This is a genomic window from Thiocapsa imhoffii (assembly GCF_016583985.1).
Classification (GTDB): Bacteria; Pseudomonadota; Gammaproteobacteria; order Chromatiales; family Chromatiaceae; genus Thiocapsa; species Thiocapsa imhoffii.
The window spans coordinates 492883-515340 of the sequence record NZ_NRSD01000001.1; the positions used below are offsets into that span (position 1 = coordinate 492883).

23 protein-coding genes are annotated in these 22458 nt (G+C 62.9%); 12 read left to right on the forward strand and 11 right to left on the reverse strand.

Annotation, left to right across the window (positions count from 1 at the left end; genetic code table 11):
• Positions 1-17: 17 nt before the first annotated feature.
• The 11 genes from CKO25_RS02225 to CKO25_RS02275 all read right to left on the reverse strand — a co-directional run bounded on the left by CKO25_RS02225 (position 18) and on the right by CKO25_RS02275 (position 8869).
• Positions 18-449: a PTS sugar transporter subunit IIA gene (locus tag CKO25_RS02225; RefSeq protein WP_200386253.1), complete on the reverse strand. Its 432-nt coding sequence runs from the start codon at positions 447-449 to the stop codon at positions 18-20.
• Positions 446-1303: an RNase adapter RapZ gene (rapZ, locus tag CKO25_RS02230; protein ID WP_200386347.1), complete on the reverse strand. Its 858-nt coding sequence runs from the start codon at positions 1301-1303 to the stop codon at positions 446-448. The genes CKO25_RS02225 and rapZ overlap by 4 nt, the downstream gene beginning before the upstream one ends.
• Positions 1304-1359: 56 nt before the next feature.
• Positions 1360-2322: an HPr(Ser) kinase/phosphatase gene (gene hprK, locus CKO25_RS02235; protein ID WP_200386254.1), complete on the reverse strand. Its 963-nt coding sequence runs from the start codon at positions 2320-2322 to the stop codon at positions 1360-1362.
• 18 nt (positions 2323-2340) lie between these two features.
• Entirely contained in the window at positions 2341-2790 is a 450-nt protein-coding gene (locus tag CKO25_RS02240) for a PTS sugar transporter subunit IIA (RefSeq protein WP_200386255.1), read from the reverse strand.
• Positions 2791-3013: 223 nt separating this feature from the next.
• Positions 3014-3346, reverse strand: coding sequence for a ribosome hibernation-promoting factor, HPF/YfiA family (hpf, locus tag CKO25_RS02245; protein ID WP_200386256.1), 333 nt, complete (start codon positions 3344-3346; stop codon positions 3014-3016).
• A 30-nt stretch (positions 3347-3376) separates the two neighbouring features.
• Positions 3377-4861, reverse strand: a complete 1485-nt coding sequence (locus tag CKO25_RS02250; RefSeq protein WP_200386257.1) for an RNA polymerase factor sigma-54 — start codon at positions 4859-4861, stop codon at positions 3377-3379.
• Positions 4862-5295: 434 nt separating this feature from the next.
• Positions 5296-6033 (reverse strand): LPS export ABC transporter ATP-binding protein, encoded by a 738-nt coding sequence (gene lptB, locus CKO25_RS02255; protein WP_200386258.1) that lies wholly within the window; start codon positions 6031-6033, stop codon positions 5296-5298.
• Positions 6030-6560 (reverse strand): lipopolysaccharide transport periplasmic protein LptA, encoded by a 531-nt coding sequence (gene lptA, locus CKO25_RS02260; protein WP_200386259.1) that lies wholly within the window; start codon positions 6558-6560, stop codon positions 6030-6032. The genes lptB and lptA overlap by 4 nt, the downstream gene beginning before the upstream one ends.
• Positions 6557-7171 carry an LPS export ABC transporter periplasmic protein LptC gene (lptC, locus tag CKO25_RS02265; RefSeq protein ID WP_200386260.1) on the reverse strand — a complete coding sequence of 205 codons (615 nt, stop codon included), beginning with the start codon at positions 7169-7171 and terminating at the stop codon, positions 6557-6559. Before lptC ends, lptA begins: the two co-directional genes overlap by 4 nt.
• Positions 7168-7689 (reverse strand): 3-deoxy-manno-octulosonate-8-phosphatase KdsC, encoded by a 522-nt coding sequence (kdsC, locus tag CKO25_RS02270; RefSeq protein ID WP_200386261.1) that lies wholly within the window; start codon positions 7687-7689, stop codon positions 7168-7170. Before kdsC ends, lptC begins: the two co-directional genes overlap by 4 nt.
• A gap of 160 nt (positions 7690-7849) precedes the next feature.
• Positions 7850-8869 (reverse strand): KpsF/GutQ family sugar-phosphate isomerase, encoded by a 1020-nt coding sequence (locus CKO25_RS02275; RefSeq protein WP_200386262.1) that lies wholly within the window; start codon positions 8867-8869, stop codon positions 7850-7852.
• A gap of 467 nt (positions 8870-9336) precedes the next feature.
• Here CKO25_RS02275 and CKO25_RS02280 point away from each other — a divergent pair, with 467 nt between their 5' ends.
• The 12 genes from CKO25_RS02280 to carB all read left to right on the forward strand — a co-directional run bounded on the left by CKO25_RS02280 (position 9337) and on the right by carB (position 22336).
• Positions 9337-9912: a hypothetical protein gene (locus CKO25_RS02280; RefSeq protein ID WP_200386263.1), complete on the forward strand. Its 576-nt coding sequence runs from the start codon at positions 9337-9339 to the stop codon at positions 9910-9912.
• A 285-nt stretch (positions 9913-10197) separates the two neighbouring features.
• Positions 10198-11043: an ABC transporter ATP-binding protein gene (locus CKO25_RS02285; protein ID WP_200386264.1), complete on the forward strand. Its 846-nt coding sequence runs from the start codon at positions 10198-10200 to the stop codon at positions 11041-11043.
• Positions 11043-11825 carry a lipid asymmetry maintenance ABC transporter permease subunit MlaE gene (gene mlaE / locus CKO25_RS02290; RefSeq protein WP_200386265.1) on the forward strand — a complete coding sequence of 261 codons (783 nt, stop codon included), beginning with the start codon at positions 11043-11045 and terminating at the stop codon, positions 11823-11825. Before CKO25_RS02285 ends, mlaE begins: the two co-directional genes overlap by 1 nt.
• A gap of 5 nt (positions 11826-11830) precedes the next feature.
• Positions 11831-12295: an outer membrane lipid asymmetry maintenance protein MlaD gene (mlaD, locus tag CKO25_RS02295; protein WP_200386266.1), complete on the forward strand. Its 465-nt coding sequence runs from the start codon at positions 11831-11833 to the stop codon at positions 12293-12295.
• 1 nt (position 12296) lies between these two features.
• Entirely contained in the window at positions 12297-12926 is a 630-nt protein-coding gene (locus tag CKO25_RS02300; RefSeq protein WP_338115047.1) for an MlaC/ttg2D family ABC transporter substrate-binding protein, read from the forward strand.
• Positions 12927-12940: 14 nt separating this feature from the next.
• Positions 12941-13237: an STAS domain-containing protein gene (locus tag CKO25_RS02305; RefSeq protein WP_242467279.1), complete on the forward strand. Its 297-nt coding sequence runs from the start codon at positions 12941-12943 to the stop codon at positions 13235-13237.
• Between the two features lie 100 nt (positions 13238-13337).
• Complete coding sequence (gene murA, locus CKO25_RS02310; RefSeq protein WP_200386268.1) at positions 13338-14648, forward strand: UDP-N-acetylglucosamine 1-carboxyvinyltransferase; 1311 nt, start codon at positions 13338-13340, stop codon at positions 14646-14648.
• The gene (gene hisG / locus CKO25_RS02315) at positions 14645-15289 is read left to right on the forward strand and encodes an ATP phosphoribosyltransferase (RefSeq protein ID WP_200386269.1); all 645 of its coding nucleotides are present in this window, start codon (positions 14645-14647) and stop codon (positions 15287-15289) included. Before murA ends, hisG begins: the two co-directional genes overlap by 4 nt.
• A 70-nt stretch (positions 15290-15359) precedes the next feature.
• Positions 15360-16655, forward strand: a complete 1296-nt coding sequence (gene hisD, locus CKO25_RS02320) for a histidinol dehydrogenase (protein ID WP_200386270.1) — start codon at positions 15360-15362, stop codon at positions 16653-16655.
• A 6-nt stretch (positions 16656-16661) separates the two neighbouring features.
• A complete protein-coding gene (gene hisC, locus CKO25_RS02325; RefSeq protein ID WP_200386271.1) occupies positions 16662-17738 on the forward strand; it encodes a histidinol-phosphate transaminase in 1077 nt (358 codons plus the stop codon).
• Between the two features lie 219 nt (positions 17739-17957).
• Positions 17958-19109: a glutamine-hydrolyzing carbamoyl-phosphate synthase small subunit gene (carA, locus tag CKO25_RS02330; RefSeq protein WP_242467280.1), complete on the forward strand. Its 1152-nt coding sequence runs from the start codon at positions 17958-17960 to the stop codon at positions 19107-19109.
• 17 nt (positions 19110-19126) lie between these two features.
• Positions 19127-22336, forward strand: a complete 3210-nt coding sequence (gene carB / locus CKO25_RS02335) for a carbamoyl-phosphate synthase large subunit (protein ID WP_200386273.1) — start codon at positions 19127-19129, stop codon at positions 22334-22336.
• Positions 22337-22458: the final 122 nt, after the last annotated feature.

A 22458-nucleotide genomic window follows, 5' to 3' on the forward strand; every position in this document is an offset into this window, starting at 1 on the left:
ACCAGATGCGTTCATGCTCACGCTGACTCCATGGGTTCATGTGCGGTGGGCGCGTCACGGGGGAGACAACGCAGTACCCCGTCACGCCCGCCTTGCAAGGCCTTCTCGGTGACCGTGTCAAGATCACTCGAGCAATAGGTCCAGGCCCGCAGTAGCATCGGCAGATTCAGTCCGGCGAGAACCTGCACCCGCTCTTCGTGCGAGAGTAGGGTGACCGCGACGTTCGCCGGGGTGGCACCGAAAAGGTCGGTCATGACCAAGACTCCAGAGCCGGTGTCGAGGTGGCGGAGATGTTCCCGCGCCTCGGCCAACAGGCAATCGCACGGCACATCGTTCACGACCTCCATGGCCGCGATTCCCGGTGGCAAGGCCCCAAGGATGGACGTGGCGATCCGCAAGAGATCGCCGCCGAAGGGCTGATGGGTAATCAGTAAGAGTCCAACGCTCAAGAGAGCTCCCGATGACGCACAATGACCTGATGGCCGTTGGTTTCGAAGTGGTGCCGCAGCGACTCGGCCATGTAGACGGAACGGTGTTGTCCACCGGTACAGCCGATGGCGATGGTGAGATAGCTGCGACCGTCGGTCTCGAAGCGTGGGATCCAATGATCGAAGAAGCCTTGGAGATCCCGACGCATCCGTTGAAACGCGTCACTGGCGTCGAGGAAATCCATGACCGGTCGGTCCCGTCCAGTCAGATGTTGCAGATCCGGCTGCCAATGCGGGTTGGGCAGGCTGCGCAGATCGAAGACGAAGTCGACGTCGTGGGGAACGCCATATTTGAAGCCGAACGACTGCAACAGAATCGATGCCTTCGGTGAAAGACCCTCGGCAACGCGGTTGCGAATGGCATCCCGCAACTCGTGGACATTGGTAAGCGAGGTGTCGATCCGCATGTTCGCACAATCGGAAATCGGTTCCAATAGGGTGCGTTCGAGTCGCAGCGCCTCCGCAAGCGAGTGCTCCCGACCAGTCAATGGATGCTTGCGTCGGGTTTCGCTGAACCGTTTCATCAGGGTCTCGGTCTGCGCGTCGAGAAAGAGCACATCACAGCGAATGCCACGGTCGCGCGCGGTCTCGACCAGCGCCGGTACGTGCCGCAACTCATCGGAACAGGTGCGCGCATCGACTCCAATCGCCGTTTTCGCGAAGACCGCATCGATGCCGGCGCGCAGTCCGAGGATGAGATGTTCCAGCAGGAACAAGGGCAGGTTGTCAATGCAATAGAAACCGATGTCTTCCAGGGTATGGAGCGCGACGCTCTTGCCTGAACCAGACAGACCACTAACGATCACGAGGCGCATCGCGTCCGCGTCGGGTTGCTCCAGGGCAGCGGGCGCGGCAGAGAAGGTCGCATCACTCATCGGATTGACCTCGGTGGGTCGGGTCGGTCGAGACTGATGGCGCGGGCTTGGCGATCGACGAAGTCGACCCCGGCGTCGTAGCCACGAATGCGCAGGATCTGATGGCGAACCGCAGCCTCGACGAGGATCGCCAGATTGCGTCCCGGCGCGACTGGCATGGTGATGCGCGGGATCACGACGCCCAGGATGGTGCAGGTCGAGAGGCTGCCGCTGAGCCGGTCGATGCTCTGCAGTTGCTGATGGTCGAGTGGCTGGAGATCGATGATGAGGTTCAGGGTCTTGCTTCGCACCACCGCCCCCTCTCCAAACATCGCGCGGATGTTGAGGACGCCCAGACCGCGCACCTCGAGAAAGTCCCGGAGGGTCTCCGGACAGGTCCCCTCCAAGGTCTCGGGTGCGATCCGTGCGAAGCGTGGCGCATCATCGGCGATCAGACGATGGCCACGTGCGACCAGGTCGAGCGCGAGTTCACTCTTCCCCACCGCAGGGTCGCCGACCAGCAACACTCCCATGCCCAGTACCTCGATGAAGACGCCGTGGAGCGTCAGGCGATCGGCGAGGGCGTGCGTGAGGAAGTAACGCAGATGGTTGATCAGTTCCTCATCACCGAGCGCGGAACCCAACAGCGGCGTCGAGGATTGCACGGCAGCCTCGCGAAGGCCCGGATCCGGCTCGATCCCGTCGGAGAAGATGACCGCGGTCGGACGATCGGTGAAGAGTTTCTTGACGGTTTCGGTGTAGGCGGTGCGTCCGAGTTCGTTCAGATAGAGGATCTCGGCATGGCCGATCACCTGCAGTCGGTTGGGGTGAATGCAGTTCAACGACCCGATCAGTGACTGGCGCGCACGCCCAGGATGATCATCACGCAAGGGCCTCGGCGTAACCGGCTCGGGCGTCAGCCATTGGAGCTTCAGGCGTGAGCCGGTCTGGGCGATGAGGGATTGGAGGCTCTCGATCATCAGATGGTGCGATGCCCTTCAGGTGCCTTGCAGCAGTTGCAGGATCGCCGTCGTCGAATCCGCTTCGCGAAGATGCTTGCGTGTCGCTGCTTCACTGAAGCGGCGCGCCAAGTAGGCGAGCAACTGCAGGTGTTCCTCGGTGGCGGTCTCTGGAACCAGTAGGGCGAAGGCGAGATCAACCGGTTCACCATCGGCGGCATCATAGTCAACGCCACGGTTGGTTTGAATGAAGGCGCCGAGCACCTGAGTCACCTCCTTGATGCGCGCGTGTGGCAGACCGACGCCATGGCCGAGCCCGGTGCTGCCAAGGCGCTCACGCTCAAGCAGACGCTCGAAGACCGTTTCGGTACTCAAGCGCGGATGGTCTTTGGCAAGGAGTTCGGCCAGTGATTCGAGCAGTCGCTTCTTACTCGAGATGTCCATTCCGTGGCCGACGCGGTTCGCGTTGATCAGGTCAGGGCTGAGCATGGGCTCGGCTCCCATCCGCGACGGCCATGATGGGCCGAACGTGATTGTCGACGGCTCGCCTCGCGCCTGGCGGCAGCGATGTGTGCTGACTGGTCATGGTTGCTGAGGACCCCCGGTTCGAGAGCACGCGACCCAGCGGTCGGTGCCCTGTTCCCTGTCGATTGAGCCGACGGGTGGATGACCCCGTCGGTGAGCTCGGATCAGTGTGCCGAAGGGGCAGGCTTTAGCCCTGATCGGATGCATCCGTTACCACTTTCGGTGTATTTCCGCGATGATCGTTGCGTTTATCCTTGTGCCGGAGAACCTGGCGATCAAGCTTGTCGATCAATCCATCGATCGCGGCATACATGTCCTCGTGCACGGAGTCAGCGAAGATCTTGCTGCCGTTGACGTGTAAGGTCGCTTCGGCTTTTTGAGCCAGCTTCTCGACGCTCAGGATGACGTGGGCATTGATGACGTGATCGAAGTGCCGAGCGAGGCGCTCGAACTTGGTGTCGACATAGCCCCGCAGCGCATCGGTGACATCGATGTGGTGACCCGTCAAGTTGATTTGCATCTTGTGACTCCTAGTGGTTCAAACGGCCTGTCAATCCAGGCGCCTGCGCTCATTCGAGGGTGGAACCCCCATGGCCTCGCGGTACTTCGCAACGGTTCGCCTCGCGACCTTGATGCCTTGACCGGCCAACTCTTCAGCGAGTTTGCTGTCGCTCAGTGGTTTCTTCGCGGACTCGCCCGCGATCATTTTCCGGATCAGGGCCCGAATGGCGGTTGACGAGCACTCGCCGCCGGAGGCGGTATTCACATGCGAGGAGAAGAAAAATTTGAACTCGAAGGTCCCGCGTGGCGTGTGCATGTATTTCTGTGTGGTGACGCGCGAGACAGTCGATTCATGCAGTTCGAGGGCCTCTGCAACGTCGCGCAGCACCATCGGCTTCATGGCCTCTTCGCCGCGATCGAAGAAGTCCTGTTGCATCTCGACGATCTTCGCACCGACCCGGAGCACCGTGTCATTCCGGCTCGCGAGGCTTTTGATGAACCAACGCGCCTCTTGCAGATGGCTTTTCAGTGTCACGCCATCCGCGCTGTGATCGGCGCGTCGGATGAGCCGCGCATAGTCAGCATTTACCCTGAGTTTGGGCGTGGACTCTAGGTTGAGTTCGACCACCCAGCGTCCCTCACGTTTGCGTACGAACACATCTGGAATGACATATTGCGCGGGTGCGCCAGCGATCAGGCTGCCGGGACGGGGGTTGAGTGTCCGGATCAAGGCCAGCGCCTCGATGATGGCCTCTTCAGGTTCCTTGAGACGACGCATCAAGGCCGCGAGATCGCGTTTCGCAAGGAATTCGAAGCCCTCGCGGCAGATTCGCAGGGCCGGATCCCGCCCCGGGATTGACGCCGGCAATTGACGCAACTGGATCACCAGACACTCGGCGAGATGGCGGGCGCCGACACCGGGTGGGTCGAACGACTGGACCCGATGGATCAGGGTTTCGATCTCCTCGGCGTTGACCGCGGGATGGTCGATTGTCTGGAGCAACTCCTCGACGTCGCTGCGCAGGTAACCATCTGGGTCGATGGAGTCGATGACGGCTTGCGCGATCATGTTGTCGCGCTCGCTCAGGCGACAGAGGTTGAGCTGCCAGGCGAGATGATCAAGCAAGGTTTGCGGTCGCGTCTGTTGTGCAAAGGGGTCAAAGTCAGATCCATCGTCACCACCGCGCGAGCTGCCTGGCAGATAGCTGTCGAAGACGTCCGTCCAGAGTGTGTCAACCGGCAATTCATCGGGAATCTCAGTCGACTCGGCACGCACTTCGCGGTCGGGCGCCATGTCGCCTGGCTCGTGCTGGATCTCGATGGTCTCGCTTTGGATGGTTCCTGACTCGGGGGCGTCGGTGGCGCTGAACCGGTCGGTCTCGTCCCCTTCCTCGAGCATGAGATTGGTATCGAGCGCCTCTTGGATCTCTTTTTGAAGTTCGAGTGTCGAGAGCTGCAACAGACGAATCGCCTGCTGCAACTGCGGTGTCATCGTCAGGTGTTGACCGAGCCGAAGCTGGATGGATTGCTTCATGGATCGCGGATGCGTTCTCGAGATGGTCGATCGGGTCGCCCGTCCTAATCCCGTCTAGACTCGCTTCTAGCCGGTGCCTCGTGATGCCATGTGACGGCAAGGGGCGTTCATCATCTTACACCGATCATCCGAGAAAAAGCAGCCAAGCATCCGCCGAAGCCGCACGGGTCAGTCTGATCCCGTCGCCCAGCCTCGCCCTGCTTGCCGCCAACAGCCCGCGCACCCCCCGCGCCATCGTCACCACGGATGCTCGCCCCGGTGCTCGGCGGCGCGCCGGTCCTGGTCAAGGCGCAAGCCGCTTCGGGTCGCTGGGTTCGTCGCCAGGCGGACCCCTAGTTCGCAGGCGCCTGGCGGCGATCCGGTCGTGCTGTCGCGTCAGGGCAATGACTTGGCGGGTGCGAGACCCACTTGTAACCGCTCCCGTTCGAGCGTGCTCACATGGAGAAATCCGCACCGAGGTAAACATCACGAACCTGCTGATTTGCCAGCAATTGCGTTGGGACTCCAGCCGCGATCACACGCCCGGAACTGATGATATAACCACGGTCGCAGATATCGAGGGTTTCGCGCACATTATGGTCTGTGATCAGCACCCCGATGCCGCGGTCGCGTAAATGGGACACGATGGACTTGATGTCGCCGACCGCGATGGGGTCGACCCCGGCGAAGGGTTCGTCGAGGAGCATCACCAGCGGGTCGACGGCAAGCGCGCGGGCGATCTCGAGGCGCCGGCGCTCACCGCCCGATAGGCTCAATGCGAGGGATTCGCTGACATGGGCAATCCCTAACTCCTCGAGCAAACGCGCGCAACGCAGGTTGCGCTCGGCGCGCGGGAGATCGCCGCGCGCCTCCAGGATGGCAAGAATGTTGTCGCGCGCTGTGAGTTTGCGAAAGACCGAAGGTTCCTGTGCCAGATAGCTCAAGCCGGCACGCGCGCGACCATGCATCGGCGTGAGCGTGAGGTCGCGGCCGTTCAGTAGGATCCGCCCCTCATCGGCGGGGATCAGCCCAACGATCAGGTAAAAACACGTCGTTTTCCCCGCGCCGTTCGGTCCCAACAGACCGACGACCTCGCCGGCATCGACGCTGACGCTCACGTCGTGCAGGACGATTCGCCCCCGATAACTCTTTCGGAGATGCTCGGCATGCAGTCGACTGGAGGCTTGAGTCATGGCTCGGTCGCCTCATCGGGCGTGATGGTGATCTGGACGCGACCGCCACCGCCAGCCCGGAAGTGAGCACGTGCCCGATCATAGACGATCCGTTCTCCGGTCAGACGGTCGGCGCCCTGAATCAACAGGGCCTCGTCGATCAGGGTGAGTTCGTCCTTGTCGGCGTCGTACTCCATGCGTCTGGCGAAGGCTAGGACCTCACCCTCATTGTCATCCATGAGTTGCCGGAAACTGGCGGGGGCGCCGAGCGCGATAATGAGACGCGGGCGACGGTCTTCGCGATGATGCACGGTGACATGGTCTCCGCGCAGTTGCATGCTGCCTTGGTCGACTTGAACTTGGCCGACATAGATGCTGGTGCGCTCGGACTCCAGGACCTCGACTTCGTCGGCTTCGATCAGAATCGGTTGTTCACTGTCGTCTGGGCGCGCGGCAACCGGGCCGGTGCTCACGAGCGCGGCGATCCCGAGGCTGATCAGCCAGCCGCGGAGGCTCGGGCGAGGGGCGTGAATGGGGTCGTGATTCATGGCGTGTCGGTCTGCTCAGGGGCAATGTAGATGTGCGCGCGGCCATCGAACAGCGCGCGCACGGGGTCGTCGTACCATAATCGCATCCCGGTTGCGATCAGGCGGTCTTGCTCGCTGCTGACCTGGATTGCCCGATCGGTCTCGGCAAAGCCGCGAGTGTGGAAGATCCGTAGGAGTTCGGTCTCGAGGTGCGTTGCCCGGTCGGTTGCATTGCCGTCGCGTTCGAGCTCGACATTGCCCTCGAGTTGGATCTCCTCGCCACCGGGCAGGATCAGCCCCGTTGCGGCTCGTGCCTGCCAGGGCTCGCCGTTCTCCTGATACAGCGTGATGCGCGGTTGATCGAGCTCGGAGAGATCCTCGGCGACGAATTGTCTCAGTTCATCCGCGACCAAGCGCCGTTTCGGGCGGCCCGCCTCATCGGTCTCGAGCGCGGTGAAGGCCGTGACGATGTAGTCAGGCAACCGCCGCGCCTGCTCCTCGCTCGGTGGGTCGCTCGTCTCGGGATCCAGCAGCCACCAGGACAGCAGTCCGGAAGCGGCGAAGAACGCGCCCAAGGCCCACTGTGACCAGGACCAGCCCGGTCCCCGTTGGGGGCGTGGCGCGTCACTCATGCGTGACTGGAGACCATGCGTTGCCAGGTTCCTTGCGCTTCCATGATGAGTTCGCAGACCTCGCGCGCGGCGCCACGTCCGCCGCCGGCCTGGGTGCAGAGATGGGCGTGTCCGCGCACCAGGTGATGGGCATCCGCGACGGCGATGGCCAACCCGACGCGCCGCATGATCGGTAAATCGACCAGGTCATCTCCGACATAGGCGATCTCCGTGTCCGCCAGTCCGAGATCGCTTTTCAACGCTTCGTAAGCCGGTAACTTGTCGCGGCAGCCCTGATAGAGATGGGAGATCCCCAGGCTCTCCATGCGGATTCGCACCACCTGCGAGGTGCGCCCCGTGATGATCCCGATCACGACGCCGCTCTCCTGGAGCAGGACCATGCCGTGTCCATCCCGTGAATTGAAGGCCTTATATTCTTGGCCGTCGTCTCCGAGGTAGAGACTGCCGTCGGTCAGAACGCCGTCGACGTCGAAGATGACCAGGCGAATGTGGGCAGCGCGATCGAAGATTTCTTGCATCGTGTCGTCCTTATCTGATGGTCGATTCGGATTCAGTCGAGCGTGTCGTGGTCGGACCAGCGCTGACTCATCCAGTGGTCAAATGGTTGCCAGTGCGTCAGCCCCAGCGTCTCACCCCATCACCAGGCACCAGCGAGACACCCCCGGTCCTGGCGCTCCGCTACATGACTCCGGCCTTGAGCAGGTCGTGCATGTTCAGTGCGCCGACCGGTCGAGTGTGCGCATCGACCACGAGCAAGCCGTTAATGGACAGCTGCTCCATCAATTGGAGCGCCTCGACGGCCAAGGCCTCGGCGGTAATGGTGACGCAATCGCGCGTCAGCACCGCATCGATCGCGGTCCGATGGAGATCGATCCCCCGATCCAGGGCGCGGCGCAGGTCACCATCGGTGAAGATCCCCGCCAACCGCCCCTCCGCATCGACAATCGCGGTCATCCCCAGGCCCTTGCGCGACATCTCCTCCAGGCTCGCGCGCAGGGTCGTGCCCAGCGTCACGCGCGGCAGGCGCTCATCACGATGCATGATCTCACCGACACGCAGCAGTAAGCGCCGACCGAGCGCGCCCGCCGGATGCGAGCGCGCGAAATCTTCGGCGGTGAAGCCGCGGCTCTCCAGCAGCGCGATCGCCAAGGCATCACCCATCGCCAGGGTCGCGGTCGTGCTGGCGGTCGGCGCCAGACCGAGTGGACAGGCCTCGCTCGGGACACTGACGTCCAGATGCACATCACTCTCACGGGCGAGCGTCGAGCGTGGTTTGCCGGTCAGGCTGATCAGGGGGACGCCAAGGCGTTTCAGCAGTGGTAAGAGCCTCAGCAGCTCCTCGGTCTCGCCCGAGTTCGACAAGGCCAGCACCACATCGTGCGCCGTGATCATCCCCAGGTCGCCATGGCTGGCCTCGCCAGGGTGGACGAAGAAGGCGGGGCTCCCCGTGCTCGCCAGGGTCGCGGCAATCTTGCCTCCGATGTGTCCGGACTTGCCCATGCCCAACACAACGATGCGTCCCGCGCAGGCCAGCATGTACCGGCATGCGGTGACGAAGGTCGCGTCGATGCGGGCGGCCAGCGCCGTGACGGCGGCGGCCTCGGTTTCGATCACGGCACGTCCCAGGGCCATCATCTTGTCGGGCTCACCGAGCGCGAGTCCAGGCTTCGCGGTATCGATTCTGTGCCGATCGATCATCTTGGGCAAGGATCCTCCGATGGCGACAAGGGGTCTCCGCGACAGCGCCCAGCACGGATTGGGGCGAATCCTGCGGCAGGTTCCCGTCGCGGGCAAGCCCTGAGCAGGATCAGCGCGCGAGATCGCGGGTGTGGCGATGACGCCAGGAGTGTGTCGTGGCCGGGGATTCCGTTTAATCTATCCCCGGCCACGGGCGCTGCTCTGCGCCAAGTGGCGTTGCGCTAGCGCGCCCGCCCGCCAACCCTCAACATGTGCTTCGAGGCACCTGAATGGACAACGCATCGGCGCGCCGAGATGCGTTCCACGTGGGTCGGTGGCGCTTGGTCATGAGCGGCACGGCGTCGAGGGCCAGTGCGGAGTTCACATCAGCAGCAGACATCAGGCGAGACAGGCCAGGAATCCATGACCTTAAGGATACAAGAGGAGGCGGGGTTGAAGCACACCATCAGCGACGGTCAGGCCCCACGATGAGACACGCCATCGTGCCCCTGCGCAGCGGGTGGGATCAGGGTTGCGGGGACGCGTTCTTCTATCCGGAGGATCTCCCCGAGGAGTGGCGTCTCACCTATTTTTCAAATGAACTGCAAGGGGTTGTGGTCGAGCCTCAGGCCTGGGTTCCGGTTGAGCCGGCACGCTTGCGGGAATGGACGGGGGAGGTGTCGAGCACCTTCCGATTCTATCTCAGGTCGCCGGTGTCTCCACCCTGCTCGCAGGCGTGTCGGCGAGCACGCCAAGCGCTCGGGTCTCACTTTGGCGGCTGGATTTTGTGGCATGCGCTCGACATTGGGGCGGATCTCGAGATCGCAGACGACGCCCCAATCTATCGGGAAATCGAAGCTGAGTCAGAGGTGCCCGCCGAGGCAGCCGCGTTGGCCTGGGAGGTGCCGGCATCTGCGCGGGCCGATCTGCGCGGCGGGCGCGCCTGGCTTGAGGACTATGCGCGGGTGGCGGCCGGACGCCCGGCGTTGGCGCTGATGGGAACGGCTTCGGTGGAGACCGTGAAGCGCTGGCAAGCGCTGATTCAACTCCTCGGACTTGGTTGACGCCGTGGCGATCAGCCAAGACAATGCCCGGTTTGGTTGCCTTGGCATACGCATGCCACATCTGATCAACTCTGTGGACGCTCGGGATGTTAAACGTCGCGTCATGATTCCGGTGTGGACATCCAGCCAGGGATCCGCTCCCGTTGATCTCGGGGTGTGGCAAGACCGTCCTCGAGCGGTCAGTGTGCCGCAGGGCAATAGGTGTGGTCCTGTTCGTCGCACCGCCCGGGCAACTGGATCCGGCGAACGGGCGACCACCATCACGCAAGGCGTGCGAGGCAACAGATGACGGAGAATGCGAGCGCTGGTGACCTCCGTTCCCAGTCCGATGACATCATCGTCAAGATTCGTGGTCTGAGTTTTCGGCGCGGGCGTCTGGTCGTCTTCGATCAGGTCGACATGGATATCCGTCGCGGCGAGGTCACCGCGGTGATGGGTCCGAGCGGGACCGGAAAGACCACGCTGTTAAAATTGATCACCGGCCAGCTGCGCCCAGACGCCGGCACCATTGAGGTCGACGGCGAGTCGGTCCATGCTCTGGAACGCTCGGCGCTCTACCGTCTGCGTCGACGCATGGGGATGTTATTTCAAAGCGGGGCACTCCTGACCGATCTGAGTGTGTTCGACAATGTCGCCTATCCGCTGCGCGAGCACACGAACCTGCCGCCATCGATGCTACGCAAGCTGGTGTTGCTGAAGCTCGAAGCCGTGGGCCTGCGCGGCGCACGTGATCTGATGCCCAACGAATTATCCGGCGGCATGGCCCGCCGAGTCGCCTTGGCGCGCGCGATTGCGCTGGACCCTGACCTGGTGCTCTATGACGAGCCCTTCACCGGGCAGGATCCGATTTCCAAGGGGATGTTAGTCACCTTGATCAGACACCTGAACGACGCGGTGGGCCTGACCAGTATCCTGGTTTCTCACGACGTCGCGGAGACCGCGCAGATCGCTGATCAGATGTATGTCATCTCACACGGCGAAGTGATCGCGCAGGGCCCCCCAGCGGCGATCGCGGCGGACGGTTCGGCGTGGGTGCGGCAGTTCATGGATGGTCTGCCCGACGGTCCCGTGCATTTCCATTACGAGGCTCCGGCGCTGGTCGATGACCTCCTCGCACGGAGGGTGCGTTGATGCTCCTGGAGGGTCTGGCACGACTCGGCCGCAGCGGTCTCGGGGTGCTCGCGCGCCTCGGACGTGGCCATCAACTGCTGGGCGCGATGCTACTGGGTGTCGGTGAACTGCTGCGGCGTCCGCGCCTCTTGATCGTTCAGATCTTCAACGTCGGCGTCTTGTCAATTCTCATCATCGTGGTGTCCGGCTTATTCGTCGGCATGGTCCTGGGTTTGCAGGGCTACTATGTGCTGTCGCAATTCGGCGCGGCGGAGAGCCTCGGTGTCATGGTCGCCGCATCCCTGGTGCGCGAACTCGGCCCGGTGGTGACCGCGTTGCTGGTGGCCGGGCGTGCCGGATCGGCCCTGACCGCCGAGATCGGCCTGATGAAAGCCACCGAGCAACTCTCGGGTCTGGAAATGATGGCCGTCGATCCGGTGCGCCGTATCCTGACGCCGCGGTTCTTCGGTGGTGTGATCGCCATGCCGCTGCTGGCGGCGATGTTCAGCGCGGTTGGGGTGCTCGGCGGTTATTTCGTCGGGGTCGGGCTTTTGGGTGTCGATGCTGGATCCTATTGGAGCCAAATGCAGTCGAAAGTTGACTTCGACCAAGACATTGTGAATGGGGTGATCAAGAGTGTCGTGTTTGGGGTGGTCGTGACCTGGATCGCCCTGTTTCAAGGCTACGATGCCGTCCCGACCTCGGAGGGTGTCAGTCGTGCGACGACCCGCTCAGTGGTGCATGGGGCACTGGCCGTCCTGGGTCTCGACTTCGTTCTCACCGCATTGATGTTTGGAGATTGAATGACATGGGCAAACAACGGGTCGTCGAGATCATGGTCGGTCTCTTCATGGCCGCGGGCTTCGTTGCCTTGTTCTTCCTCGCGATGCAGGTCAGCAACCTGAGCGCGGCGGTGAACAGCGACGGCTATCAGTTGAGTGCGCGCTTTTCGAACGTCGGCAGTCTGAAAGCGCGTGCGCCCGTCACCATGGCCGGGGTGCGGGTCGGTCGCGTCGAGCGTGTCGAGTTCGATACCCAGAGCTACGAGGCGGTCGTGACGCTGCGGATCCAGGCCGAGGTCGACACCATCCCGGACGATACCTTCGCCAACATCTTTACCGCGGGCCTGTTGGGTGAACAGTACATTGGCCTCGAACCTGGTGGCAGTCTCGATTATCTCCGTGATGGCGACGAGATCGCTTATACCCAATCGGCACTCATCCTGGAGCAGATGATTGGACAATTCCTCTTCAGCAAAGCAGGAGGCGATTGATATGACGATGCGCTCGGTTGCTCGTCTTTCCTTCCTCACCGTCCTCGCCGCCATCGCCCTTGGTTGGGCGACGCTCGGCATGGCCTCCGCCGAGGAGGCGACGGCCTTGGTCCAACGCACGACCGATCAGATGCTACGCACCCTCGAGGCACGGCGTGCCGAGGTCGAGCGAGATCCATCGCTGATCTTCAACATGGTCGAGAGCAGCGTGGCACCGCACTTCGATTTCGAACGCATTACCCAAGGTGCGGTCGGGCAGGCCTGGCGCGAGGCGACCCCCGCGCAGCGTCGTGCGCTCGTCGACGCATTCAAACAGGTTCTCATCCGCACCTATGCGCGCTCACTCCTGAGCTATGCGGGAGAGGAAATCCGCTATTTGCCGGCGCGGCCAGGTCGACAGCCCTCGACGGTCACGGTTTCGACCGAGATCAATGCGCCGGGCTCCGCCCCGATCCCCGTGGATTATCGGATGTATCAAGCCGCGCGTGGTTGGCAGGTCTACGACGTGGTGATTAACAATGCGAGCTTGGTCGGAAACTATCGCACGAGCTTCGCCAATGAGGTGCGTCGCGCCGGGATCGACGGCTTAATCGCGACGCTCAATGACATGAATGCACGGTCCGGCGAATGACGACGGGTGCGCGCTTGCTCGAACTGGACGCAGGGCACTATCGACTGGAGGGTGTCCTGGACTTTTCGACCGTGGTCCCCGTTGCCGTCGCAGGACAGGCGCTGTTGCAGCGTGATGTCTCGATTCACATCGACCTATCCGCCGTGACCGGGGCGAATAGCGCCGGGCTGGTGTTATTGCTCGAATGGATGGATCTGGCGCGCGCACGCCGGGCACGCTTGACCTATTCGCACCTCCCCGCGTCGCTCGCGCGTATCGCCGGGATGTCCAATCTCACCGACCTGTTGCCGCTCGCACCTCCGCGCGCTTGAGCGAGGCGATGTCGTTCCGGCTTCGACGACACCAGCCGGCCGCCCAGCGCACCGCTTGGCAGCGCGGCGGTGCATCTCTTAATCCGAATCAGAGTTCGCGATGGATAAGCTTCTCATCACGGGTGGCAGGCCCTTAACGGGACAGGTTCGTGCCTCGGGCGCGAAGAATGCCGCCCTGCCGATCCTGGCCGCAACCCTCCTGGCGGGCGCCCCCGTGACGCTCGGGAACGTGCCGCCCTTGCGTGACATCGAGACGACCTTGCGGCTGCTCCGCCGCATGGGGGCGGAACTCGAACTGCTTACCGAGGATCGCGTGGCGGTGGCGGCGGGTGAGTTGAAGAGCTTTGCGGCCCCCTATGATCTGGTCAAGACGATGCGCGCCTCGATCTTGGTGCTCGGACCCGTATTGGCCCGCTACGGGCAGGCCGACGTCTCCCTGCCGGGCGGCTGCGCGATCGGCGCGCGCCCGGTCAACCTGCATCTCGATGGCCTGCGGGCGATGGGCGCGGACATTCATGTCGAAGGTGGCTATATCCGTGCTCGCGCCAAGCGGTTGCATGGGGCCTGCATCGTGATGGATATGGTGTCGGTAACCGGGACCGAGAACCTCATGATGGCGGCAACCCTGGCGCAGGGTGAGACCCTCATCGAAAATGCCGCGCGCGAGCCCGAGGTCGTGGATCTTGCGGCATTCCTCTGCGCGCTCGGGGCCCGCATCGAAGGCGCCGGGACCGATCGCATTCGCGTGCAGGGTGTCGCGTCGCTGGGTGGCGCGCACTACGAGGTCATGCCCGACCGGATCGAGACCGGCACCTTCTTGGTGGCGGCGGCCATGACGGGCGGGTCCATCAAGGTCACGCACACGCGTCCCGACCTGTTGGACGCAGTGCTGCAGAAATTGCGCGAGGCCGGGGCGCAGATCGAGTCCGGGGACGACTGGATCAGCCTGGATATGCGCGGCCGGCGACCCCGCGCGGTCGATCTGCATACCGCGCCTTATCCGGCGTTCCCAACCGACATGCAGGCCCAATTCTGTGCGATGAATGCCATTGCCGAGGGGGTTGGAGCCGTCACCGAAACGATCTTCGAGAATCGCTTCATGCATGTCCTCGAACTGCAACGGATGGGGGCGAAGATCCGCATCGAGGGCAATGTCGCGATCTGTGTCGGCGTCGAGGCCCTCACCGCCGCGCCGGTCATGGCGACGGATCTGCGGGCCTCGGCGGGTCTGGTGCTGGCCGGACTGGTCGCCTCGGGGGAAACCCTGATCGACCGCATCTACCACCTCGACCGTGGTTATGACAAGATCGAGCACAAGCTCTCGGGCCTGGGCGCGGCGATTCGCCGGACCTCTGGCTCAACAGCCGACGCGACGAGTGGCGCAGGCGTCACGGGATCACCGACACCATGACCGATCACATGCTGACGATCGCCTTATCGAAAGGGCGGATCTTCGATCAAACCATGCCGTTGCTCGCGCAGTCCGGGATCACGCCGTTGGATGACCCCGAGCGCAGCCGCAAGCTGATCCTGGAGACCAACGCGCCCCGGGTCCGATTCCTGATCGTGCGCGCGAGTGATGTCCCGACCTATGTGCAATATGGCGCGGCTGACCTGGGTGTTGCTGGCAAGGATGTCCTGCTCGAACATGGCGGGGCTGGATTGTACGAGCCATTGGATCTCGGAATCGCCCGCTGTCGTCTGATGGTGGCCGGATTGCCCGATGTGGCCGCGCCGGCGACGGGGCGCCTGCGTATCGCCACCAAGTATGTGCGCAGCGCGGAGCGTTATTACGCCTCCAAGGGCGAGCAAGTCGAGATCATCAAGCTCTATGGTTCGATGGAATTGGCGCCCTTGGTGGGGCTTGCCGACCGGATCGTCGACTTGGTGGAAAGCGGCAATACCCTCAAGGCGAATGGTCTGGTGCCACTGGAACATATCGCGGACATCAGTTCGCGGCTGGTGGTGAATAAGGCCGCCTGGAAGATGAAACACACCGCCGTGAACGCACTCCTAGATGGTTTGCGCGCCGCCGTTGCGGGTCGTGCTTGATCATCCTGGTTGCATCGAATCGGATCCCGGCCAGGTGGGTGGTCGGGGAAGTGGAGGACTCTTCAACGTGATGAGACGCCTTTCGACGACAGACTCGGATTTTGATCCGGCCCTCGAGCAACTGCTCGCCTGGGATCTGGTTTCGGACCACCAGGTACGCCAGCGTGTCGATGACATCATCCAGGACGTGCGTCAACGTGGTGACCTCGCCGTGCTTGATTACACGGCTCGCTTTGATCGGTGGAGTCCGGCCTGCGCGGCCGACCTGCGGATTCCGCACGCGCGCCTGGCCGCGGCTTGGGAGCAGATTCCCGGCGCGCAGCGTGACGCACTCGAGCAGGCCGCGGCCCGCATCCGTCACTACGCCGAGCGCCAAAAGCTCGCGGATTGGAGCTTTACCGAGGCCGATGGCACCGTCCTCGGCCAGCAGGTGAGTCCACTCGATCGGGTGGGCCTCTATGTCCCGGGCGGCAAGGCCGCCTATCCCTCCTCAGTGCTCATGAATGCCGTTCCGGCGAAGGTCGCGGGTGTTGGCGAACTCATCATGGTGGTTCCGACACCTGCGGGAGAACTGAACGATCTCGTCTTGGCCGCGGCGCATGTGGTGGGCGTGGATCAGGCGTTCGCGGTGGGCGGTGCCCAGGCGGTCGCCGCGCTCGCCTACGGGACCGAGACCATCCCGGCGGTCGACAAGATCGTGGGTCCCGGCAATATCTACGTCGCCACCGCGAAGCGGGCTGTCTTCGGCCAGGTCGGCATCGATATGGTCGCCGGACCCTCCGAGATCCTGATCATCTGTGATGGGAAGACCGACCCGGACTGGATTGCGATGGATCTCTTCTCGCAGGCCGAGCACGATGAGGATGCGCAATCCATCCTCGTCAGTTGGGATGCGGATTATCTCGACCGGGTCGCCGCAAGCGTCGAGCGGCTGCTGCCGACTCTGGAACGCGAGGCCATCATTGCCACCGCGCTGCGTCAGCGCGGGGCGCTGATCCTGGCGCAGGATCTCGATGACGCGATCGCCGTGGCCAACCGGGTCGCGCCCGAGCATCTGGAATTGTCGGTGGCACAGCCCGAGTCGATCCTGCGGCAGATCCGACATGCCGGGGCGATCTTCATGGGACGCTATACCGCCGAGGCTATCGGGGACTATTGTGCTGGGCCGAATCATGTGCTGCCGACCTCGCGGACGGCGCGTTTCTCCTCGCCGTTGGGGGTCTATGATTTCCAGAAGCGGTCGAGTCTCATCATGGCCTCGCCAGCGGGCGCGGCGCGTCTGGGCCAGACCGCGTCCGTGCTGGCGCGGGGCGAGGGGCTGACCGCGCATGCGCGCTCTGCCGAGTATCGTGGCGAGGTGGGTTGACGCGCCATGCACGATCTGATCGAGACACTCATTCGCCCTGAGATCCGGGAGCTGGCGGCCTATCACGTCGCCGATGCATCCGGCCTCGTCAAGTTGGACGCGATGGAGAACCCCTATGTCTGGTCCGAAGCCATCACCGCCGAATGGCTCGAGGGCTTGCGCGACGTCACCCTGAACCGCTACCCCGACCCGCATGGGACTTGCGTCCAGGCGGCCTTGCGCGAGGCAATGGAGATTCCATCCGAGATGGGACTGTTGCTGGGGAATGGTTCAGACGAACTGATCCAGATGCTGGCATTGGCGCTCGCGCGGCCCGATCGCACGGTGCTTGCCCTGGAACCCGGTTTCGTCATGTATCGCATGATTACCGGGTTCATCGGCATGCGGTATTGTGGGGTGCCGCTTGATGCCGATGATTTCTCAATCGACTTACCGGCCGTGTTGGAGGCGATCGAGCAAGAGCAGCCCGTCCTGATCTTTCTCGCCTACCCCAATAATCCCACGGGCAACCGCTTTGATGCCGACGACATGGTTCGGATCATCGAAGCCGCGCCCGGTTTGGTGGTGGTTGATGAGGCCTATGCGCCCTTCACCGACCGCAGTTTTCTCGGTCTGCTGGGCGATTGGCCCAATCTGCTGGTGATGCGGACCCTATCGAAGATGGGGCTCGCGGGACTGCGGCTGGGTTATCTCGTCGGTCCCCATGCCTGGCTCCAACAGATCGATAAGGTCAGACTGCCATACAATATCAATGTCTTGACCCAGGCCTCCGTCGCTTTTGCCTTGCGTCATCGGGCTCTGCTCGACGAGCAGGCACTGGCGATCCGCGCCGAGCGGCAGCGTCTGCTGGCCCATCTTACCGACCACTTTCCCGTTCATGCCTATCCGAGCGAGGCGAATTTCATCCTCTTCCGCGTCGCTCCGGGACAAGCTGATGCTGTTTTCGCGGGTTTGAAGGCGCGCGGGATCCTCATTAAAAATCTTCACCATGCGCATCCCTTGCTCGCCGATTGCCTGCGGGTCACGGTCGGCCTTCCAGAGGAGAACCGCGCCTTCCTGCAGGCGCTGGGAGCTTGTCTCTAGCCCCGTCGCGCGTGCCCTAGCCGTTGCAGGAGGCGCGGCTGCGCGCGATTCGCGGGTGCGCATCCGCACCGCCCGCATGGACACCCGGGCCTGGGTTACCTTAGAATCTTCCCAATCGGGTCGAGGTCAACGGCGCGTTCGATGGGCCATGCCACATCGCGCGAGGTTGCTTCCGACCCCGTCGCGCCTGCTGCATACCCGCCCGGATCGGAGAAACCCTTGACCAAACCCGCGGTACTCGTCCTGGAGGACGGCTCTGTCTTCCGGGGAACGTCGATTGGCGCTGATGGATCGAGCGTCGGTGAGGTGGTATTCAATACCGCCATGTCCGGCTACCAGGAGATCCTCACCGATCCGTCCTACCTGCGGCAACTGGTGACGCTGACCTATCCGCATATCGGCAACGTCGGGACCAACCCCGAGGATGAGGAGTCCACGCGGATCCAAGCCGCTGGCCTGATCATTCGCGATCTGCCCATACAGCCCAGCAACTTCCGCATGCAGGAGCGTCTCGACGATTATCTGCGGCGCCACGGGGTCGTGGGGATCGCTGGGATCGATACGCGACGCCTGACCCGCCGGCTGCGTGAACAGGGGGCGCAGAACGGATGCCTCATGGCCGGTGATGCGATTGACGAGGCCGCGGCCTTACGCGAGGCCAGGGGATTCCCAGGACTCCAGGGCATGGATCTAGCGCGGCTTGCCTCGACCCCAGAGGCGTATCCCTGGACGCAGGGTGTCTGGGCACTCGAGACCGGGCACGGAGGGCATTGCGCGTCGTCCCCGCCAGAGGGACAGCGGCCGCTTCAGGTCGTGGCCTATGACTTCGGCATCAAGCGCAATATCCTGCGCATGCTCGTCAGCCGAGGTTGCCACGTGACCGTGGTTCCCGCACAGACGCCAGCGGCGACAGTGCTCGCGCTGGAGCCAGACGGTGTCTTCCTCTCCAACGGACCGGGTGATCCTGAACCTTGCGACTATGCCATCGCGGCGATTCGCACACTGCTCGAGGCTGACATGCCTCTGTTTGGAATCTGTCTCGGTCATCAGTTGCTCGGCCTCGCGTGCGGCGCGCGGACTCAGAAGATGAAATTTGGCCACCATGGTGCGAACCATCCGGTGCAGGATCTCGCTACCGGCGCGGTCATGATCAGCAGCCAAAACCACGGGTTCGCGGTCGACGAGCAGAGTCTGCCGGTGCATCTCGAGGCCACGCATCGGTCCTTGTTCGACGGGAGCCTGCAAGGCATTCGCCACCGTGATCGACGCGCGTTCGGATTCCAGGGTCATCCCGAGGCCAGTCCGGGTCCTCATGATCTCGCCCCTTTGTTCGACCATTTCATCGAACTCATGCGTACCCGTCAGGACTAATCGGCGATCCAAACCTCATGCCCAAGCGTACCGACCTCTCCAGCATCCTGATCATCGGCTCAGGTCCGATCGTGATCGGTCAGGCATGTGAATTCGACTACTCCGGCGCGCAGGCCTGTAAGGCCCTACGCGAGGAGGGCTATCGCGTCATTCTGGTCAACTCCAACCCGGCGACCATCATGACCGACCCGGAGATGGCCGACGCGACCTACATCGAGCCCGTCACCTGGCGGGTGGTCGCCGCCATCATCGAGCGCGAGCGGCCCGATGCCCTGCTGCCGACGATGGGTGGGCAGACGGCACTGAACTGCGCGCTCGACTTGGTGCGCGAGGGCGTGCTCGAGCGCTTCGGCGTGGAGATGATCGGCGCCTCGCGCGAGGCGATCGATAAGGCCGAGGACCGTGATCTCTTTCGCCAGGCGATGCGCAAGATCGGCTTGGACATGCCGCGCTCGGCGATGGCCCACAGTCTGGAAGAGGCCATTCAAGTCCAGGCATCGATCGGCTTTCCGACCATCATTCGACCATCCTTTACGATGGGCGGCAGCGGTGGTGGTATTGCCTACAACCAGGAAGAGTTCGAAACGATCTGCCGGCGTGGGCTCGATCTCTCGCCCACGAAGGAACTCCTCATCGAGGAGTCGGTGCTGGGTTGGAAAGAGTTTGAGATGGAGGTCGTGCGCGATCGCGCCGACAATTGCATCATTATCTGCTCGATCGAGAACTTCGATCCGATGGGGGTCCATACGGGCGATTCCATTACGGTCGCTCCGGCCCAGACCCTCACGGACAAGGAGTATCAGATCATGCGCAATGCCGCGATTGCGGTCTTGCGCGAGATTGGGGTGGATACCGGAGGCTCGAACGTGCAGTTCGCCATCAATCCACTTGATGGCCGAATGATCATCATCGAAATGAATCCGCGGGTGTCGCGTTCATCAGCCCTGGCGTCGAAGGCGACCGGCTTCCCGATCGCGAAGGTCGCCGCGAAGCTCGCGGTTGGCTTCACGCTGGACGAACTGCGCAATGAGATCACCGGTGGCGCAACGCCGGCTTCGTTCGAGCCGAGCATTGACTATGTCGTCACCAAGATTCCACGTTTCGCCTTCGAGAAATTCCCGCAGGCTGATGCGCGCTTGACCACCCAGATGAAGTCGGTCGGCGAGGTCATGGCCATCGGCCGGACCTTCCAGGAATCGCTCCAGAAGGCCGTGCGTGGACTCGAAATCGATTGTTATGGGCTCGACGAGATGGTCGATGCGAGCGAACCGGATGCGGCCAAGCGCGTTCGTCACGAATTGCGCCAGACTGGTGCCGAACGCCTCTTTTATCTCGCCGATGCCTTCCGGCTCGGCATGAATCTGACCGACATCCACGCCCTCTCGAAGGTCGATCCCTGGTTCCTCGCGCAACTTGAGGATCTGGTCGCGACCGAGTCCCGAGTCAAGGCTGAAGGGCACGCTGGGCTGACGCCCGCGCGCTTGTGGGAACTCAAACGCAAGGGGTTCTCCGATCGGCGCATCGGGCGTCTGCTCGCGCGACCGGAGCAGGAGATTCGTGCCCAACGCCAGGCCTACAAGATCCATCCCGTGTTCAAGCGGGTCGATACCTGCGCGGCCGAGTTCGCCTCCACCACGGCTTATCTCTACTCCACCTACGAAGAAGAGTGCGAAGCGGAGCCCAGCGACCGCGATAAGATCATGGTGCTCGGTGGTGGCCCGAATCGGATTGGTCAGGGGATCGAGTTCGACTACTGCTGTGTGCATGCCGCACTTGCACTGCGCGAGGACGGTTACGAGACGATCATGGTCAACTGTAATCCCGAGACCGTCTCGACTGACTACGACACCTCGGACCGACTCTATTTCGAGCCGCTGACCCTTGAGGATGTGCTGGAGATCGTCGCGAAAGAGCATCCGCTCGGCGTGATCGTTCAGTATGGTGGTCAGACTCCCTTGAAGCTCGCGCGCGACCTCGAGGCGGCGGGCGTGCCCATTATCGGCACGAGTCCCGATAGCATTGATCTGGCGGAGGATCGTGAGCGTTTCCAGCGGATGATCCAGACCCTAGGGTTACGTCAGCCGCCGAATGCCACGGCGCGCAGCGAAGAGGAGGCGGTCGAGCGTGCGGCCGGGATCGGCTATCCTCTGGTGGTGCGGCCATCCTATGTGTTGGGTGGGCGCGCCATGGAGATCGTCTACGACGAGTCCGAACTCAATCGCTATATGCGTGAGGCGGTGCGTGTCTCCAACGAATCCCCCGTGCTGCTTGACCGGTTCCTCGACGACGCGATCGAGGTCGACATCGACGCCATTTGCGATGGCCAGGATGTCCTCATTGGCGGAATCATGGAACATATCGAACAAGCAGGTGTGCACTCTGGTGATTCGGCCTGTTCGTTGCCGCCCTACACCCTCTCACCCGCGATCCAGGATCGGATGCGTGAGCAAATGGCGAACATGGCCCATGGGCTGAGCGTGGTGGGTCTCATGAATGCCCAGTTTGCCGTGAAGGGCGAGGATGTGTATATCCTCGAGGTCAATCCGCGCGCCTCGCGGACGGTTCCCTTCGTGTCGAAGGCGATTGGTGTCCCACTTGCCAAGGTCGCCGCGCGCTGTATGGTCGGGCAGCCCCTGGCCGCTCAGGGGCTGCACCGTGAACGCATGCCCAAGCACTACTTCGTGAAGGAGGCCGTTTTCCCTTTCATTAAGTTTCCAGGCGTCGATACGCAACTGGGGCCGGAGATGAAGTCGACCGGCGAGGTGATGGGCGTTGGTGAAACCTTTGGTGAAGCCTATGCGAAGGCGCAAGAAGGCGCCGGGACCCTATTGCCGCGCTTGGGTGGAACGGCCCTGTTGAGCGTGCGATCCGCCGATCGCGCACGCCTGATTCGGGTCGCGCGCGATCTTGTCGGGTTCGGTTTCAGTCTTTATGGAACGCATGGGACCGCGCAGGCTCTGCGTGAGGCTGGACTCGACTGCGTGGGGGTCAATAAGGTCGCCGAGGGGCGTCCCCATGTGGTGGATATGATCAAGAACAAAGAGGTCGATTTCATCGTCAACACCACCGAAGGCGCGCAGGCGATCGCGGATTCCGCCGAGATCCGCCGGGCGGCGCTCCGGCACAAGGTGAGTTACACGACGACCATCTCAGGTGCCGAGGCAACCTGTCTCGCGCTGAAACAACTGGACATCCTGCGCGTCAATCGGCTACAAGATCTGGCTTGAACCGAGCACGCGGGCGCCTTGGAGCGCCCGCTGCCGTGTTCGATGCATCCATCCCTGAGGTCCGCCGCACCGCGGTCGCCTTGCGCGAATCCGCGGTCATCCGCTGCGGTACCTTTGATAAT

Coding starts and splice junctions, on each gene's coding strand:
- rapZ (WP_200386347.1), bottom strand. CDS start 1,303: ATGCGCCTCGTGATCGTTAGTGGTCTGTCTGGTTCAGGCAAGAGCGTC.
- hprK (WP_200386254.1), bottom strand. CDS start 2,322: ATGATCGAGAGCCTCCAATCCCTCATCGCCCAGACCGGCTCACGCCTG.
- CKO25_RS02240 (WP_200386255.1), bottom strand. CDS start 2,790: ATGCTCAGCCCTGACCTGATCAACGCGAACCGCGTCGGCCACGGAATG.
- hpf (WP_200386256.1), bottom strand. CDS start 3,346: ATGCAAATCAACTTGACGGGTCACCACATCGATGTCACCGATGCGCTG.
- CKO25_RS02250 (WP_200386257.1), bottom strand. CDS start 4,861: ATGAAGCAATCCATCCAGCTTCGGCTCGGTCAACACCTGACGATGACA.
- lptB (WP_200386258.1), bottom strand. CDS start 6,033: ATGACTCAAGCCTCCAGTCGACTGCATGCCGAGCATCTCCGAAAGAGT.
- lptA (WP_200386259.1), bottom strand. CDS start 6,560: ATGAATCACGACCCCATTCACGCCCCTCGCCCGAGCCTCCGCGGCTGG.
- lptC (WP_200386260.1), bottom strand. CDS start 7,171: ATGAGTGACGCGCCACGCCCCCAACGGGGACCGGGCTGGTCCTGGTCA.
- kdsC (WP_200386261.1), bottom strand. CDS start 7,689: ATGCAAGAAATCTTCGATCGCGCTGCCCACATTCGCCTGGTCATCTTC.
- CKO25_RS02275 (WP_200386262.1), bottom strand. CDS start 8,869: ATGATCGATCGGCACAGAATCGATACCGCGAAGCCTGGACTCGCGCTC.
- CKO25_RS02280 (WP_200386263.1), top strand. CDS start 9,337: ATGAGACACGCCATCGTGCCCCTGCGCAGCGGGTGGGATCAGGGTTGC.
- CKO25_RS02285 (WP_200386264.1), top strand. CDS start 10,198: ATGACGGAGAATGCGAGCGCTGGTGACCTCCGTTCCCAGTCCGATGAC.
- mlaE (WP_200386265.1), top strand. CDS start 11,043: ATGCTCCTGGAGGGTCTGGCACGACTCGGCCGCAGCGGTCTCGGGGTG.
- mlaD (WP_200386266.1), top strand. CDS start 11,831: ATGGGCAAACAACGGGTCGTCGAGATCATGGTCGGTCTCTTCATGGCC.
- CKO25_RS02300 (WP_338115047.1), top strand. CDS start 12,297: ATGACGATGCGCTCGGTTGCTCGTCTTTCCTTCCTCACCGTCCTCGCC.
- murA (WP_200386268.1), top strand. CDS start 13,338: ATGGATAAGCTTCTCATCACGGGTGGCAGGCCCTTAACGGGACAGGTT.
- hisG (WP_200386269.1), top strand. CDS start 14,645: ATGACCGATCACATGCTGACGATCGCCTTATCGAAAGGGCGGATCTTC.
- hisD (WP_200386270.1), top strand. CDS start 15,360: ATGAGACGCCTTTCGACGACAGACTCGGATTTTGATCCGGCCCTCGAG.
- hisC (WP_200386271.1), top strand. CDS start 16,662: ATGCACGATCTGATCGAGACACTCATTCGCCCTGAGATCCGGGAGCTG.
- carB (WP_200386273.1), top strand. CDS start 19,127: ATGCCCAAGCGTACCGACCTCTCCAGCATCCTGATCATCGGCTCAGGT.